14 protein-coding genes are annotated in these 15,184 nt (G+C 58.8%); 11 read left to right on the forward strand and 3 right to left on the reverse strand.

The annotated features are described in order from the left end of the window. Positions 1-3 precede the first annotated feature (3 nt). Entirely contained in the window at positions 4-762 is a 759-nt protein-coding gene (gene phnP, locus INF73_RS04900) for a phosphonate metabolism protein PhnP (RefSeq protein ID WP_193067160.1), read from the forward strand. A gap of 52 nt (positions 763-814) precedes the next feature. Here the strand turns inward: phnP and yjdP are convergent, their stop codons facing one another. Together yjdP and INF73_RS04910 are read right to left on the reverse strand one after the other, a co-directional pair. After that, complete coding sequence (yjdP, locus tag INF73_RS04905; protein WP_028015201.1) at positions 815-1,138, reverse strand: DDRRRQL repeat protein YjdP; 324 nt, start codon at positions 1,136-1,138, stop codon at positions 815-817. A gap of 69 nt (positions 1,139-1,207) precedes the next feature. Beyond that, positions 1,208-3,487, reverse strand: a complete 2,280-nt coding sequence (locus tag INF73_RS04910) for an ATP-binding protein (RefSeq protein ID WP_193540817.1) — start codon at positions 3,485-3,487, stop codon at positions 1,208-1,210. A gap of 125 nt (positions 3,488-3,612) precedes the next feature. On the opposite strand from INF73_RS04910, the gene INF73_RS04915 reads away from it, so the two are divergent. The 7 genes from INF73_RS04915 to lpxO all read left to right on the forward strand — a co-directional run bounded on the left by INF73_RS04915 (position 3,613) and on the right by lpxO (position 10,760). Further along, on the forward strand, positions 3,613-5,133 hold the full coding sequence (locus tag INF73_RS04915) for a sugar ABC transporter ATP-binding protein (protein WP_028015199.1): 1,521 nt from the start codon (positions 3,613-3,615) through the stop codon (positions 5,131-5,133). Then, positions 5,130-6,125, forward strand: a complete 996-nt coding sequence (locus INF73_RS04920; protein ID WP_028015198.1) for a ribose ABC transporter permease — start codon at positions 5,130-5,132, stop codon at positions 6,123-6,125. Before INF73_RS04915 ends, INF73_RS04920 begins: the two co-directional genes overlap by 4 nt. Positions 6,126-6,155: 30 nt before the next feature. Further along, positions 6,156-7,097, forward strand: coding sequence for an ABC transporter substrate-binding protein (locus INF73_RS04925; protein WP_028015197.1), 942 nt, complete (start codon positions 6,156-6,158; stop codon positions 7,095-7,097). Between the two features lie 49 nt (positions 7,098-7,146). After that, the gene (locus INF73_RS04930) at positions 7,147-7,833 is read left to right on the forward strand and encodes a D-lyxose/D-mannose family sugar isomerase (RefSeq protein ID WP_193540819.1); all 687 of its coding nucleotides are present in this window, start codon (positions 7,147-7,149) and stop codon (positions 7,831-7,833) included. Between the two features lie 10 nt (positions 7,834-7,843). After that, the gene (locus INF73_RS04935; RefSeq protein WP_193540861.1) at positions 7,844-8,704 is read left to right on the forward strand and encodes a ketose 1,6-bisphosphate aldolase; all 861 of its coding nucleotides are present in this window, start codon (positions 7,844-7,846) and stop codon (positions 8,702-8,704) included. Further along, a complete protein-coding gene (locus tag INF73_RS04940; RefSeq protein WP_193540821.1) occupies positions 8,704-9,708 on the forward strand; it encodes a carbohydrate kinase family protein in 1,005 nt (334 codons plus the stop codon). The genes INF73_RS04935 and INF73_RS04940 overlap by 1 nt, the downstream gene beginning before the upstream one ends. 143 nt (positions 9,709-9,851) lie before the next feature. Then, the gene (gene lpxO, locus INF73_RS04945; RefSeq protein ID WP_028015193.1) at positions 9,852-10,760 is read left to right on the forward strand and encodes a lipid A hydroxylase LpxO; all 909 of its coding nucleotides are present in this window, start codon (positions 9,852-9,854) and stop codon (positions 10,758-10,760) included. A gap of 3 nt (positions 10,761-10,763) precedes the next feature. Here the strand turns inward: lpxO and INF73_RS04950 are convergent, their stop codons facing one another. Beyond that, positions 10,764-11,486: a response regulator gene (locus INF73_RS04950; protein WP_192972052.1), complete on the reverse strand. Its 723-nt coding sequence runs from the start codon at positions 11,484-11,486 to the stop codon at positions 10,764-10,766. A 257-nt stretch (positions 11,487-11,743) separates the two neighbouring features. Here INF73_RS04950 and fdhF point away from each other — a divergent pair, with 257 nt between their 5' ends. The 3 genes from fdhF (at position 11,744) to INF73_RS04965 (ending at position 15,160) form a co-directional block, all read left to right on the forward strand. After that, the gene (gene fdhF, locus INF73_RS04955) at positions 11,744-13,891 is read left to right on the forward strand and encodes a formate dehydrogenase subunit alpha (protein WP_080350604.1); all 2,148 of its coding nucleotides are present in this window, start codon (positions 11,744-11,746) and stop codon (positions 13,889-13,891) included. Positions 13,892-14,211: 320 nt separating this feature from the next. Next, complete coding sequence (locus tag INF73_RS04960) at positions 14,212-14,364, forward strand: Hok/Gef family protein (protein WP_028015189.1); 153 nt, start codon at positions 14,212-14,214, stop codon at positions 14,362-14,364. A gap of 121 nt (positions 14,365-14,485) precedes the next feature. After that, positions 14,486-15,160 carry a tetratricopeptide repeat protein gene (locus INF73_RS04965; RefSeq protein ID WP_193540823.1) on the forward strand — a complete coding sequence of 225 codons (675 nt, stop codon included), beginning with the start codon at positions 14,486-14,488 and terminating at the stop codon, positions 15,158-15,160. The last annotated feature ends 24 nt before the right edge of the window (positions 15,161-15,184 follow it).

The raw sequence follows: 15,184 nt of genomic DNA on the forward strand, positions 1-15,184 counted from the left end.
GTTATGAGTCTGACCATCACGTTAACGGGAACCGGAAGCGCGCAGCTGGTCCCGGTCTTTGGCTGCGACTGCGCGGCGTGTCGCAGGGCGCGTTTGCAGGACAACTATCGCCGTCGCCCCTGTAGCGCGGTGGTCAAATTCAACGATGCAGTCACCCTGCTGGATGCGGGCATTCCGCACCTGATGGACGACTGGCCGGCGGGCAGTTTCCAGCAGTTTTTACTCACGCACTATCATATGGATCACGTCCAGGGGCTATTCCCCCTGCGCTGGGGCGTGGGCGCGACCATCCCGGTGTACGGTCCGCCGGACGACGCAGGCTGTGACGATCTGTTTAAACACCCCGGCATTCTGGATTTCAGCCACACGGTCGAGCCGTTCGTGATGTTTGAGCTGCAGGGGCTGCGGGTCACGCCGCTGCCGCTCAACCATTCAAAACTGACCTTCGGGTATCTGCTGGAATCGGCCCATAGCCGCGTGGCGTGGCTTTCTGATACCGCCGGGCTGCCGGATAAAACGGTGACGTTTCTGCTCAACAATCAGCCACAGGCGATAATCATCGACTGCAGCCATGAACCGCGTCCGGAGACGCCGCGCAACCACAGTGATTTAAATACGGTGATTGCCCTGAACGAGGTGATTGGCTGTCCGCAGGTGATCCTGACGCACATTAGCCATCAGTTTGACGCATGGATGATGGATAACCCGCTGCCGGACGGCATTGAAGCGGGATATGACGGGATGGTACTGGTGCTGGATTAGGTTTTCTCCCTCTCCCGTGGGAGAGGGTTGGGGTGAGGGCAACAGGCCGCACTTAGCCGCGATCGTAATCGTCTTCCAACCTGCGCTCGTCCTCTTCTAACCGACGCCTGTCGTCATCCAGCTGGCGCTGACGCTCGTCTAAGCGGCGGCGTCTGTCTTCGAGCTGCCGACGACGATCGTCGTACTGTCGGCTGTCGATTTGACGGCTGCGGTCGTAACGATCGTCGTCATCGTCATTACGGCTGCTGCTGGGGTTGTAGGCATCGTTGATCGCCTGCTGAATGTTGCCAATCGCGTCATCAATCACATCGGCATGCGCCAGTTGGCTGGTTAAAGTCAGCAGACCAAATAACAGGACGGTAGAGTAACGTTTCATAAGGCCAGACTCGCAGGGGAACTGGCCTTACGGTAATGAATGGCTGGGAACCGGGGTAGCGGAGGAATCTCAAATTACCATCACCTTCCGCAGCGCCTGCGCCAGCTGCTGGCGGGTAAACGGCTTACGCAGTAACGGAACGTCCGGCAGCTGCGGATTATGCGCCGGGCGCAAATCCTGCCCGCTGATCAGCAGCACCGGAAGCTGCGGGTAATGGCTGCGCACATGGTTAATCACCTCGGCCCCGCTCAGGCTTCCGGGCAACATCAGATCGCTGATAAACATGCCAATATCCGGCGACGCCGCCAGCATGTTCAGGGCCTGTTCGCCGCTGTCCGCCTCGAGCGTCAGGTAACCAAGCTGATGCAGCTGTTCGCACAGGGTCTGGCGAACGTCCGCCTCATCTTCCAGCACTAGTACAAGCCGCTCGTTATCCACGGACGTTGTGGCAGCCAGCGCTTCATCCTCCGAAACGACGGGCAGCGTCGAGCGCGGGAGGTGGAGCCGCACGGTCGTTCCTTGTCCCGGCGCGCTTTCGATCTCTACCCGCCCCCCGGACTGACGCACAAAACCGTACACCATCGACAGGCCCAGCCCGCTTCCGCTTCCGGTCTGCTTGGTGGTGAAGAACGGTTCAAAAACCCGGGATTTCACCTCCTGCGACATCCCGCTGCCGCGATCGATGACCTCCAGCGCTACCATATCCTGCCTGCGTCCGTCGCTGCGGGTCACGCGCTGGTTCCAGGTGCGAATTTTGATCGCCCCGCTCTGGCCTTCCATCGCATCCCGGGCGTTCATCACCAGGTTGATAATGGCGTTTTCCAGCTGGCTGACGTCAATCCACGCGGGCCATGCCGGGGTTTGCGCTTCAATCTCCAGGGTAAGCGTGGCGGGCAGCGAGTGGCGCATCAGTTCCCGAAGGTTTTCCAACAGGGGCAGCATCTCTACTGCATGCGGCGTCAGGGACTGTTTGCGGGAAAACGCCAGCAGGCGCTGGGTCAGCAGCGCGCCGCGTTCGGCAGCCTTCAGCGCACGGGTAATGCGCGGCGCGTCGTTTGATTCGGGGTCTGTCAGCTCAAGGCTGCCGATAATTACCGCCAGCAGGTTGTTAAAATCATGCGCCAGCCCGCCGGTCAGCTGTCCGACGGCCTTCATCTTCTGGCTGTGCAGCAGCGCCTCTTCCAGCCCCTGACGCTCGATGCGGTCGATCTCCATCTGCGTGGTTTTCTCTTTCAGCAGACGCGTGGTGTGCTCAAGCGAGGCGGTGTTGCGGGCAAAAACGTTAAACGCGCGCGCCAGCTCGCCCAGCTCGTCGCGCCGCTGCAGCGCAGGAACAGAAACATCCTGTTCACCGTGGGCAAGTCGCGACATCGCCCGGGAGATGGCCGTCAGGTTGGAGCCCAGATTGCGGTAGATATACCAGCAGGCGCAGCCGGTGATGATCAGCGCCAGCACGGCGAAGATGCTGATAAACACGCTGATGGATTGCAACTCGTGATGGCTCTGGGCCGTGCGAAGCCGGGAAGCCTGCGCCACCTGCTCAACGTACTGATTAATATCGCTATTAAGGATCGCCACCAGCGCCTTAATGTGGAACATATACCAGCTGATGGACAGATCGCTCTCCTCCAGCTGCTTCGACAGCGGGGCAAGCTTGCGCAGCTCGGCGTTAAAATCGGGCAGAACGCCCTCCACGACCGGCTGTATGGCGCTTCGGGGCAGCGTGGCGGTCACGGCGTCCAGCTGCTGAACGGTAGCACGCGGCGAAGGTGTATCAATCGCGGCCGCGATCAGCCGATCCATCTCCATCAGTTGCCGCGCGTCCGGCACGTTGCTGCCGAAGCGGCGGTTGATGTCCTGAAGATGGCGTAAATAGCTCTGGCTTTGATAGAGCGAGCTCAGCAGCGCGTTACGCTCAAGATGCCGCTTTTGCCCACGCTCCAGCATCCCCGTTACGCTTTGCTGTAATTCATTGCTTCTGCGAATAATCCGCGCCACCAGCGCCGGCTCCTGCTGCGCCAGCGGGGCATCCGCCAGCTGTTCCAGCGAGCGGCGCAGCGCCGTTTGCATCTGCTTCAGCCGCTCGGCCTCGCCTTTGTACTCCAGCGCCCCCACTACCTGCGAAAGCCGCACCGCCGCCGTTGCCACGTTGGCCGTGTCGCGCGCGAGGTTCATGCTCCCGGTCATGTCGTCCAGCGTTTGCTGTTGGACCTGCTCCTGGATCTGGCTGGCATGACGAAAGCCGAGCACCGCCACGCCGCTCACCATCAGCGTGACGGCGACCACCAGCAGGTTAAATATCAGCAGGCGACCGCGGGCGCTGGAGAAGAACGGGGGGCGTGAAGACATGTTGACTCCGTAACTGTGATCCACATTCGCTATTCATAACTATGACAAATATGAACAGCTTCTGACATTTTGCATTTACGCACCTGTGATGAAGTGCAGATATCGACATTCACAGGAGACCCGCCATGAGCAGAACCCCGGTTTTAGAGATGCGCCACATTGCCAAAACCTTTGGCAATTTCCACGCGCTCAAGGGCGTGGATTTGACGGTCTTCCCCGGTGAGATCCACGCGCTGATGGGGGAAAACGGCGCGGGAAAAAGCACGCTGATGAAGATCCTCGCGGGGGCCTATACCGCCACCGGCGGCGAGATCCTGATCGACGGCCAGCCGTTTCACATCAAAGGGCCGAAGGACGCGCTGGCCGCAGGCATTACCCTGATTTACCAGGAGATGCAGCTCGCCCCCAATCTGACCGTCGCGGAAAATATCTTCCTCGGCAGCGAGTTGTCGCGCGGCGGGCTGGTGCAGCGCAAGGAGATGGCCGCCCAGGCGCAGGCGGTGATTGACCGTCTCGGCGCGCAGTTCAGCGCCACCGACCTGGTGATGAAGCTGACCATCGCTGAGCAGCAGCAGGTGGAAATCGCCCGCGCGCTGCACCGCAACAGCCGCATCCTGGTGATGGACGAACCCACCGCCGCCCTCTCCTCCCGCGAAACCCATCGCCTGTTTGAACTGATTTTGCGCCTGCGCGATGAAGGGATGGCGATCATCTATATCAGCCACCGCATGGCGGAAGTGTATGAACTCTCTGACCGCGTCAGCGTTCTGCGCGACGGGCAGTACGTCGGCAGCCTGACGCGCGACAAGCTGAACGCGTCTGAACTGGTGAAGATGATGGTGGGCCGCCCGCTCAGCGATCTGTTCAACAAAGAGCGCGATATCCCTCTCGGCAGCCCGCGTCTCAACGTGCACCACCTCACCGACGGTAAAAAAGTGCAGCCGTGCAGCCTGCAGGTGCGCTCCGGTGAAATCGTCGGGCTGGCGGGGCTGGTCGGGGCCGGACGCTCCGAGCTGGCGCAGTTGATTTTCGGCGTGCGCAAGGCCACCGGCGGGATGATTGAGGTCGACGGCGAGCCGGTGGTGATCCACTCCCCGCGCGCGGCTATTGAAAACGGGATTGGTTTTCTCACCGAGAACCGCAAGGAGCAGGGGCTGTTTCTGGAGCTGGCGGCGCAGGAGAACATCACCATGGCGACGCTGGAGCGCGACGCCACCTTCGGCATGCTTAACCGCAAAAAAGCCCAGTCCATTTCCGATGACGCTATCGCCCTGCTTAACATCCGCGTGCCCCATTCTCAGGTGCGCGCGGGCGGGCTCTCCGGCGGCAACCAGCAAAAGCTGCTGATCTCCCGCTGGGTGGCGATTGGCCCGCGCATCCTGATTCTCGACGAACCCACGCGCGGGGTGGACGTCGGTGCCAAAAGCGAGATCTACCGCATCATGAACCAGATGGCGCGCAAGGGCGTGGCGATTCTGATGATCTCCAGCGAGCTGCCGGAAGTGGTGGGGATGAGCGACCGGGTGTACGTAATGCGGGAAGGCAGCATTGCGGGTGAACTGCACGGGCGCGACATCTCTCAGGAAAATATTATGACGCTGGCAACCGGCGTGAACGACACACATCATCAGGCGGTGCAATCATGACAACTCCAACCCATCCGCAGCAGGTGGCGAAATCCGCCTCCGCCAAAAAAATGCTGATGAGCGATCTGATGCAAACGGTCGGCATTTTGCCGATTTTAATCCTGATTGTGGCGGTGTTTGGCTTTATCGCCCCGAACTTCTTTACCGAAAGTAACCTGCTCAACATTACCCGTCAGGCGTCGATCAACATCGTGCTGGCGGCGGGAATGACCTTCATCATCCTGACCGGCGGGATTGACCTCTCCGTGGGCTCGATTCTGGGCACCACGGCGGTGGCGGCGATGGTGGTCTCGCTTATTCCTGAATTTGCGATGCTCTCCATTCCGGCGGCGCTGATGCTCGGCATGGTGCTGGGGCTGTTCAACGGCGCGCTGGTGGCCTTCGCCGGGCTGCCGCCGTTTATCGTCACGCTCGGCACCTATACGGCGCTGCGCGGCGCGGCGTATCTGCTGGCGGACGGCACCACGGTGATTAACTCCAGCATCAGCTTCGAGTGGATCGGCAATAACTATCTCGGCCCGATTCCGTGGCTCGTCGTCATTGCCCTGGCGGTCATCGCTATCTGCTGGTTCATCCTGCGCCGCACCACGCTCGGCGTTCATATCTACGCGGTCGGCGGCAACATGCAGGCGGCGCGCTTAACCGGCATCAAAGTCTGGCTGGTGCTGCTGTTTGTCTACGGCATGAGCGGCCTGCTCTCCGGCCTCGGCGGGGTGATGAGCGCCTCGCGCCTCTACAGCGCCAACGGTAACCTCGGCACGGGTTACGAGTTGGATGCGATTGCGGCAGTGATCCTCGGCGGCACCAGCTTCGTCGGCGGGATCGGCACGATCACCGGCACGCTGGTGGGGGCATTGATCATAGCCACCCTCAACAACGGCATGACGCTGATGGGCGTCTCCTACTTCTGGCAGCTGGTGATCAAAGGGGCGGTGATCATCATAGCGGTGCTGATCGACAAATACCGTACCCGACATCATCAAAGTGCATAACAACAATACCCTACAAGCGAGGAAGACAAGATGCGTTTGAAACCCTTAGTGACCGCGCTCTGTGCTGGCGCGCTGCTGGCCGCAACGCCGTTTGCGCAGGCAAAAGATTTGAAGTCCATCGGCGTGACGGTGGGCGACCTGGCTAACCCGTTCTTCGTGCAGATCACCAAAGGTGCCGAGCTGGAAGCGCGCAAGCTGGCAGGCGATAACGTCAAGGTGACGCTGGTTTCCAGCGGTTACGATCTGGGCCAGCAGGTGTCGCAGATCGATAACTTCATCGCCGCGAAGGTGGACATGATCATCCTCAACGCTGCGGATTCCAAAGGGATCGGCCCGGCGGTGAAGCGAGCCAAAGAAGCGGGGATCGTGGTCGTGGCGGTGGACGTGGCGGCGGAAGGGGCCGATGCGACCATCACCTCCGATAATACCCAGGCGGGGGAAATGGCCTGTAAGTACATTACCGACCGCCTGAAAGGCAAAGGCAACGTGGTGATCATCAACGGACCGCCGGTCTCCGCGGTGCAGAACCGCGTGGAAGGCTGCCAGACGGAATTCAAAAAACATCCGGACATCAAGGTGCTCTCGGACAACCAGAATGCCAAAGGCAGTCGTGAAGGCGGGCTGGAAGTGATGACCTCCCTGCTGGCGGCCAATCCGAAGATCGACGGCGTATTCGCGATTAACGATCCGACCGCGATCGGCGCCGATCTGGCGGCGAAACAGGCCCAGCGCAACGAGTTCTTTATCGTCGGCGTGGACGGTTCCCCGGACGGTGAAGAGGCGCTGAAGCGCGAAAACTCCCTGTTTGTGGCGACCCCGGCGCAGGATCCGCAGGTGATGGCGGCGAAGGCGGTGGAGATCGGCTATGACATTCTGCAGGGCAAACCTGCGCCGAAAGAGCCTGTGCTGATCCCGGTGACGATGATCGATAAAAAGAACGTCGGCACGTATAAGGGGTGGACGGTTAAATGATCCTTTTCCCTCTCCCACAGGGAGAGGGAACTGTTTTCAAGGAGTCCCCATGAAACGCTCCGACATTAATGAAATCCTCGGCCACACGCGGCAGTTCTTTTCCATGCACGACGTGCATCTCCCGCCGTTTGCCAGCTTTCCACCAACCAAATGGCAGCAGCTTGATCGGGCCGAGTGGCAGGAAGTGTTTGACCTCAAGCTCGGCTGGGACGTGACCGCTTTCGGCGGCAACAGCTTTTCCGCACAGGGTCTGACGCTGTTTACCCTGCGCAACGGCTCCCCCAACGGCGTGCCGTATGAGAAATGCTACGCCGAAAAAATCATGCACGTGCGCGACGGCCAGGTGACGCCGATGCATTTTCACTGGCGCAAGCGGGAGGACATCATTAACCGGGGCGGCGGGAACCTGATTATTGAGTTATGGAATGCGGGAGCGCATGAAGAGACCGAAAACACCGACGTGACCGTCACGATTGACGGCTGTCGGCAAACCCACGCTCCCGGCAGCCAGCTGCGCCTCACGCCAGGGGAAAGCATCTGTCTCACGCCCGGCCTGTATCACAGCTTTTGGGGCGAACGCGGCTTTGGCGACGTGCTGGTGGGCGAAGTGTCGTCGGTGAATGACGACGAGCACGACAACCACTTTTTGCAGCCCGTTGCCCGCTATAACAACATCGAAGAAGACGAACCGGCGGTGCTGGTGCTGTGCAACGAGTACAACCTGTTTCGAAGCTAAGGAGTGAATGATGCCACTGATTTCTCTTGCCGACGGTCTTGAGCACGCCAGGAAACACCGCTACGCGCTGGGCGCGTTCAACGTGCTCGACTCCCATTTCCTGCGCGCGCTGTTTGCCGCCGCAAAGCAGGAACGCTCGCCGTTTATCATCAACATCGCCGAAGTGCACTTTAAGTATGTTTCCCTGGATTCGCTGGTCGAAGCGGTCAAGTTCGAAGCCGCCCGTCACGAAATTCCCGTGGTGCTTAACCTTGACCACGGCCTGCATTTCGAGGCCGTCGTGCGCGCCCTGCGCCTGGGGTTTAGCTCGGTGATGTTCGACGGCTCGACGCTGAGCTACGAGGAGAACATTCGCCAGACCCGGGAAGTGGTGAAGATGTGCCACGCGGTGGGCGTCTCGGTGGAGGCGGAGCTGGGCGCGGTCGGCGGGGATGAAGGCGGCGCGCTTTACGGCCATGCGGATGAAGCGTGCTTTACCGACCCACAGCTGGCGCGGGAGTTTGTCGATAAGACCGGCATCGACGCGCTGGCGGTCGCCATCGGCAACGCGCACGGCAAATACAGGGGCGAGCCGAAGCTCGATTTCCCGCGCCTGGATGCCATTCGCCAGCAGACGGGGCTGCCGCTGGTTTTACACGGCGGCTCCGGGATTAGCGATACCGACTTCCGCCGCGCCATCGAGCTGGGCATACATAAAATCAATTTCTATACCGGGATGTCGCAGGCCGCGCTCGCCGCCGTGGAGCAGCGCATGGCGAACCGCCAGCCGCTCTACGATGAGTTTGCCGAGCTGCTGCTGGGAATAGAAGAGGCGATAACCGATACGGTCGCGGAGCAGATGCGCATCTTCGGCAGCGCGGGGCAGGCATAATGGAACGCAAAGGCATCATCGCCGCAGGCAACATGCTGGTGGATCACGTTCACCAGATCGTGCAGTGGCCGGAGCGCGGCTGGCTGGCGGAAATCACCCACAGCGAACGCTCAACCGGCGGCGCGCCGCTCAACGTGCTGCTGACGCTGGCGAAAATGCACGCCGGCCTGCCGCTGCAGGCGGTGGGGCTGATTGGCGAAGACGGCGACGGGGATTACATTCTGGCGATGCTCGACCAGTACCACGTCAACCGCCAGCGCGTGCAGCGCACCACCTTCGCCCCAACCTCCATGTCGCAGGTGATGACCGATCCCAGCGGGCAGCGCACCTTTTTCCACTCGCCGGGAGCTAACCGTCTGCTGGATCTTCCCGCCTTCGATCGTCTCGATGGATCGATGAAGATCTTCCATCTCGGCTACCTGCTGCTGCTCGACAGCCTGGATATGCCGGATGACGAATTTGGCACCCGCAGCGCGCGGCTGCTGGCGCAGATGCGCGAGCAAGGATATGAAACCTCCCTTGACCTGGTGTCCCGCAAGGGCGACCCGCGCTATCAGCCATTGGTACTCCCTGCCCTGCGCCATCTGGATTATCTGGTGATTAATGAGCTCGAGGCCGGTGAATTTAGCGGGCTGGAGATGCGCGACGCCGACGATACGCTGAACATCGCCCATATCGCCGATGCCGCGGCGCAGCTGCTGGCGGCAGGCGTTCGTCAGCGGGTGGTAATCCACTGCCCGGAAGGGGCATGGGGTGAAACACCGGGAGAAGCAGGCCGGTGGGTTCCGTCGTGGAAGCTGGAGCAGGACGAGATTATCGGCAGCGTTGGCGCGGGCGATGCCTTTTGCGCCGGCTTTTTATACGGCTGCCATGAATCGCTGCCGCTGGCAGAAAGTATTTATCTGGCGCACGCCTGCGCGCGGGCAAGCCTGCTGGCCGCCAATGCGATTGACGGCGCAAAAACGCTGGCCGAGCTGCAGGCGTTTATTCGCGAGAGCGCTTAGTTTAACAATAATTGCGATTTTTCATTACAGTTCTATGAATTTTATATTCCCGAACTACACTCTCTCCATCTGGCATATTCGGCGTGGGCAGCACTCTGTCCGCACGCTTTTCCGAAATGAGATAGAAAGAGGACAAGGGAAAAATGTTCGCAGCAATCATCATCGGTATTTTCATTATCAGCGTTATTTATGCGCATTCACGCGGCAAAGAAAAACAGACGCTTTCTCGTCAGCTCTTCGACCATTCGACGTTCATGGCCCCCATCAATATGTTTATGACGGCGTTTTCTTCCCTGCCCGCCAGGCAGCCTTTCTTTGAAACAGAGCGCTTCCCGGAATTAAATAAGCTGACGGAAAACTGGCTGGTTATTCGCGAAGAGGCGCTGCGTTTGCAGCATCATATTAAGGCGGCGGAAAATAATAACGACGCTGGCTTTAACACCTTTTTTAAACGCGGCTGGAAACGTTTTTACCTGAAATGGTATGCCGATGCCCATCCCTCCGCGCAGTCTTTATGCCCGGTGACGACCCGGCTGGTGAGTGAAATCCCCTCGGTGAAGGCGGCCATGTTTGCCGAGCTGCCGGCGGGTGCGAAGCTGGGTAAGCACCGGGATCCGTACGCGGGATCGGTTCGTTACCATCTGGGCTTATTCACACCGAATGACGATCGCTGCTTTATTGAAGTCGACAGGCAGCGCCACAGCTGGCGGGATGGCGAAGCCGTTATTTTTGATGAGACCTACGTCCACTGGGCAGAAAATAAATCGGATCAAACGCGCATTATTCTCTTCTGCGATATTGAACGTCCGATGAAGTGGCGCTGGGCGCAGGCGGTTAACCATTGGGTGGGGACCACGCTGATGTCTGCAGCCCGCTCACCGAATGACGAGAATGACAGCACCGGCGGCATTAACCGCATTTTTAAATACGTTCATGCGGGCCGCGAGCGGGGACAGCGTCTGAAAAAAAGAAACCGTAAGGCCTATTACGCCATCAAGTATCTGTGCATCGCTGCAATCTTTGCCGCCATCATTGTTCCGGCGATAACGTAAGCCTTATGCCGCCTGTTCGGGTCGGCTCACATCGGAGGCAAACACGTAACCCAGCCCGCGGATCGTTTTGATAAGCGCAGGCTGATGCGGGTTAGCCTCTATTTTCCGGCGCAGGCGCATGATCAGCACGTCAATCGTGCGATCGAACACGTCGGCGCTTTCGCTGTGGGTCAGCTCGAGCAGGCGATCGCGGCTCAGCACCCGGCGGGCATTCTGCGTGAGCGCCAGCAGCAGGCCGTACTCGCCCTGGGTTAAGGGCACGGTATTACGCTGCGGATCGCTCAGCTCGCAGCGGGAGGTATCCAGCGTCCATCCGTTAAACACAATGCCCGCGGCGGGAGCTTCCGCCGCCAGCACGCCCGTACGCCTCAGCACCGCCTTCACGCGGGCGACCACCACGCGCGGGTTGAACGGTTTGCCAATATAATCGTCAGCCCCCATCTCCAGCCCCACCACCACGTCTGATTCACTGCCCAGCCCGGTTAACATGATCACCGGTAGCGCCGGGCGCTGCTTTTGCAGCTGCAGCAAAACCTGCAGGCCGTTGATGTCCGGCAGCATCATATCCAGCAGAACAAGGGCGATAGCCGGCTCCTGTTGGACCTGCCGCAGCGCATCCTGGCCGTTGTGGCAGACAAGCACGCTAAAGACGTGCTCGCTCAGCACATCCTGCAGCAGTTCACACACTGCCATATCGTCATCAACCACCAGAATCGCCGGTTTCATCATATGCTTCCGTCAGGGGATTATGTTAAGTCTGAACCATTCTGCCGTCGGCTCCAGTGAAATGGATTTTTCCGTGACGGAAATTCAACCCATGTCACATCCGCCGCTCATTCGACACGTCAATTTTGACGATTGTCTGCTTTTCGTCAGGGATTTCGCCGGGAATGCACCGTAAAGCCGGTGAGTAACCCCACTAAAAACATGGCATAGAAGCTGCATTAGTCGGTGCGAAAGATTTGATTAACTGGAGCAGACTGATGAAAAAAGTCGTCACGGTTTGCCCTTATTGTGCCTCAGGTTGCAAGATCCACCTGGTGGTCGATAACGGCAAAATCGTCCGGGCGGAGGCCGCGCAGGGGAAAACCAACCAGGGCACGCTGTGCCTGAAGGGGTATTACGGCTGGGATTTTATTAACGATACACAAATCCTCACCCCGCGCCTGAAAAACCCTATGATCCGCCGCGAGCGCGGCGGCAAGCTGGAAGCCGTCTCCTGGAACGAGGCGCTGGATTACGTCGCCACGCGCCTGAGTGCTATTAAGGCCAAGTATGGCCCGGATGCCATTCAGACCACCGGCTCCTCACGCGGGACCGGGAATGAAACCAACTACGTGATGCAAAAATTCGCGCGCGCCGTTATTGGTACCAATAACGTCGACTGCTGCGCTCGCGTCTGACACGGCCCATCGGTTGCAGGTCTGCACCAGTCGGTCGGTAACGGCGCAATGAGTAATGCTATCAACGAGATAGATAACACCGATCTGGTGTTTATCTTCGGTTATAACCCGGCGGATTCTCACCCTATCGTCGCGAACCACGTGATTCGCGCTAAACAGAACGGGGCGAAAATTATCGTCTGCGATCCGCGCAAAATCGAAACCGCGCGCATTGCGGATATGCACATTGCGCTGAAAAACGGCTCGAATATCGCGCTGTTGAATGCGATGGGGCACGTCATTATCGAAGAGAACCTGTACGACCAGGCGTTTGTCGCCACGCGTACGGAAGGGTTTGAAGAGTACCGGAAAATTGTCGAAGGCTACACGCCGGAGTCGGTAGAGGCGATAACCGGCGTCAGCGCGCAGGAGATCCGCCAGGCGGCACGGATGTATGCCGGAGCGAAAACCGCCGCCATCCTGTGGGGCATGGGCGTGACCCAGTTCTACCAGGGCGTGGAAACCGTGCGCTCCCTGACCAGCCTCGCGATGCTGACCGGGAATCTGGGCAAAGCGCACGTCGGCGTTAACCCGGTTCGCGGCCAGAATAACGTCCAGGGTGCCTGCGACATGGGCGCGCTGCCGGACACGTATCCGGGCTATCAGTACGTGAAGTACCCGGAAAACCGCGAGAAGTTCGCGAAGGCCTGGGGCGTGGAGAGCCTGCCGGCACATACCGGCTATCGCATCAGCGAGCTGCCGCACCGCGCGGCGCACGGTGAAGTGCGGGCGGCCTACATCATGGGTGAAGATCCGCTCCAGACCGACGCCGAGCTGTCTGCGGTGCGCAAAGGCTTTGAGGATCTGGAGCTGGTGATTGTCCAGGATATCTTCATGACCAAAACCGCGGCGGCGGCGGATGTGATTCTCCCGTCGACCTCCTGGGGCGAGCATGAAGGCGTCTATACGGCGGCGGACCGCGGCTTCCAGCGCTTCTTTAAGGCGGTCGAGCCGAAGTGGGATTTGAAAACGGACTGGCAGATCATCAGCGAAATCGCCACCCGCATGGGCTACCCGATGCACTACAACAACACCCAGGAGATCTGGGACGAGCTGCGGCATCTGTGCCCGGACTTTTATGGGGCGACCTATGAAAAAATGGGTGAGCTGGGCTACATCCAGTGGCCGTGCCGGGACGAGTCGGAGGCCGACCAGGGGACGTCGTATCTCTTTAAAGAGAAATTTGACACCCCGAACGGGCTGGCGCAGTTCTTCACCTGCGACTGGGTTGCGCCGATCGATAAACTCACCGAGGAGTACCCGATGGTGCTCTCTACCGTGCGTGAAGTAGGCCACTACTCCTGTCGTTCAATGACCGGCAACTGCGCCGCGCTGGCGGCGCTGGCGGACGAACCGGGCTACGCGCAGATCAACACCGCCGATGCGGAGCGCCTCGGCATTGAGGATGAAGCGCTGGTGTGGGTGAATTCGCGCAAAGGCCGCATCATTACCCGCGCGCAGGTCAGCGACCGTCCAAACAAAGGGGCGGTCTATATGACCTACCAGTGGTGGATTGGTGCCTGTAACGAGCTGGTGACGGAGAACCTCAGCCCGATAACCAAAACGCCGGAGTATAAATACTGCGCCGTCAACGTTGAGCCGATTGCGGATCAGCACGCGGCGGAACAGTATGTGATCGACGAATATAACAAGCTGAAAGCACGGCTGCGTGAAAGCGCAATGGGTTGAAGCCGTTAATTAATCGTTGAATAAAGGGAGTGAGTTATTCACTCCCTTTTTATTTCCGCTTAAAACATTAAAAATATAAATTATTATTCTGGAAAGCGGCTCGCAAAATAATGTAATTCGCGCAGAACAGAATTACATCTTTGCATTTTAATTCAGAAGGATAAGATGTGCGGCGGGTGCTTAAGACTTTCTGTCTTGAGCATTGTTGAGGGACAGAAAGTGGAAAGCCCCGGGAAATTTTCATTCACCCGAGGCTACCCCTCAACTACCAACAGGTTGAGAGTAGCCTCTTATTCTTTTTTTGACAAGGAGTAAAAGGCATGACGCCATTAAAAACTGCGTTAGGCATCGTCTTTATTATCTGCCTGACGATAGTGATATTTACCTTTATTACTCGCGGTAGACTCTGCGAGTTTTCAATAAAGAGTGAACATCAGGAGGTGGCGGCGAAATTAGCCTGCGTGGCAGGCTAACCTCTACGGGCGAAACCACGGTTCCGCCCGGCTTGTAGGATGCTGAGGTCTTAATGCACCCATTTTTTTCTTTTGCTACCGCGATTATACTGCGCGGCGTGTACCCAGATGATAAGAATCCATGAAAGCCATTTTTCTGTTGTTGTTATTTTTTACGTCGTTCGCCCGCGCAGATGAGATAGGCAGCCAGTATCAGAAGCAGGCGGAAGCCGGCGATGCCCGCGCCCAGTATTATCTCGCCGATACCTGGTTCAGCTCCGGTGACAGAAAGCAGGCAGCGCTGTGGGCCGAGAAAGCCGCGAAAGGCGGTGATGTCGACGCCATGGGGTTACTCTCGCAGATCCTCTTTACGCAGGGGGATTACGCTCAGGCTAAAGCGCTGGCGCAGCAGGCCACCATCGCCGGCAGCAAGCGCGGCACGATTATGCTGGCGCGTATTATGGTGAACACGCAGGCGGGTAAAACCGACTATCCTCAGGCCATCAAGCTCCTGCAAACGGCGGCCGAAGATATCGACAACGACTCGGCAGTCGATGCGCAACTGCTGCTGGGGCTGATTTATGCCAACGGCGTAGAGGTGCCGCAGGATGACGTACAGGCGGCGTTATGGTTTAAGCGCAGCTCGTCACTGTCACGTACCGGCTATGCGGAGTACTGGGCAGGGATGCTGTTCCAGCAGGGAGAGAAAGGCTTTATCACGCCGAATAAGCAGAAAGCGCTCTACTGGCTAAACCTGAGCTGTACCGAAGGGTTTGATACGGGGTGTGAGGAGTTTGATGCGTTGAGCGGAGAATAACGTGCCGGGTGGCGGCTTCGCCTT

Source organism: Enterobacter cloacae complex sp. P6RS (assembly GCF_014982245.1).
GTDB classification, from domain to species: Bacteria; Pseudomonadota; Gammaproteobacteria; order Enterobacterales; family Enterobacteriaceae; genus Enterobacter; species Enterobacter bugandensis.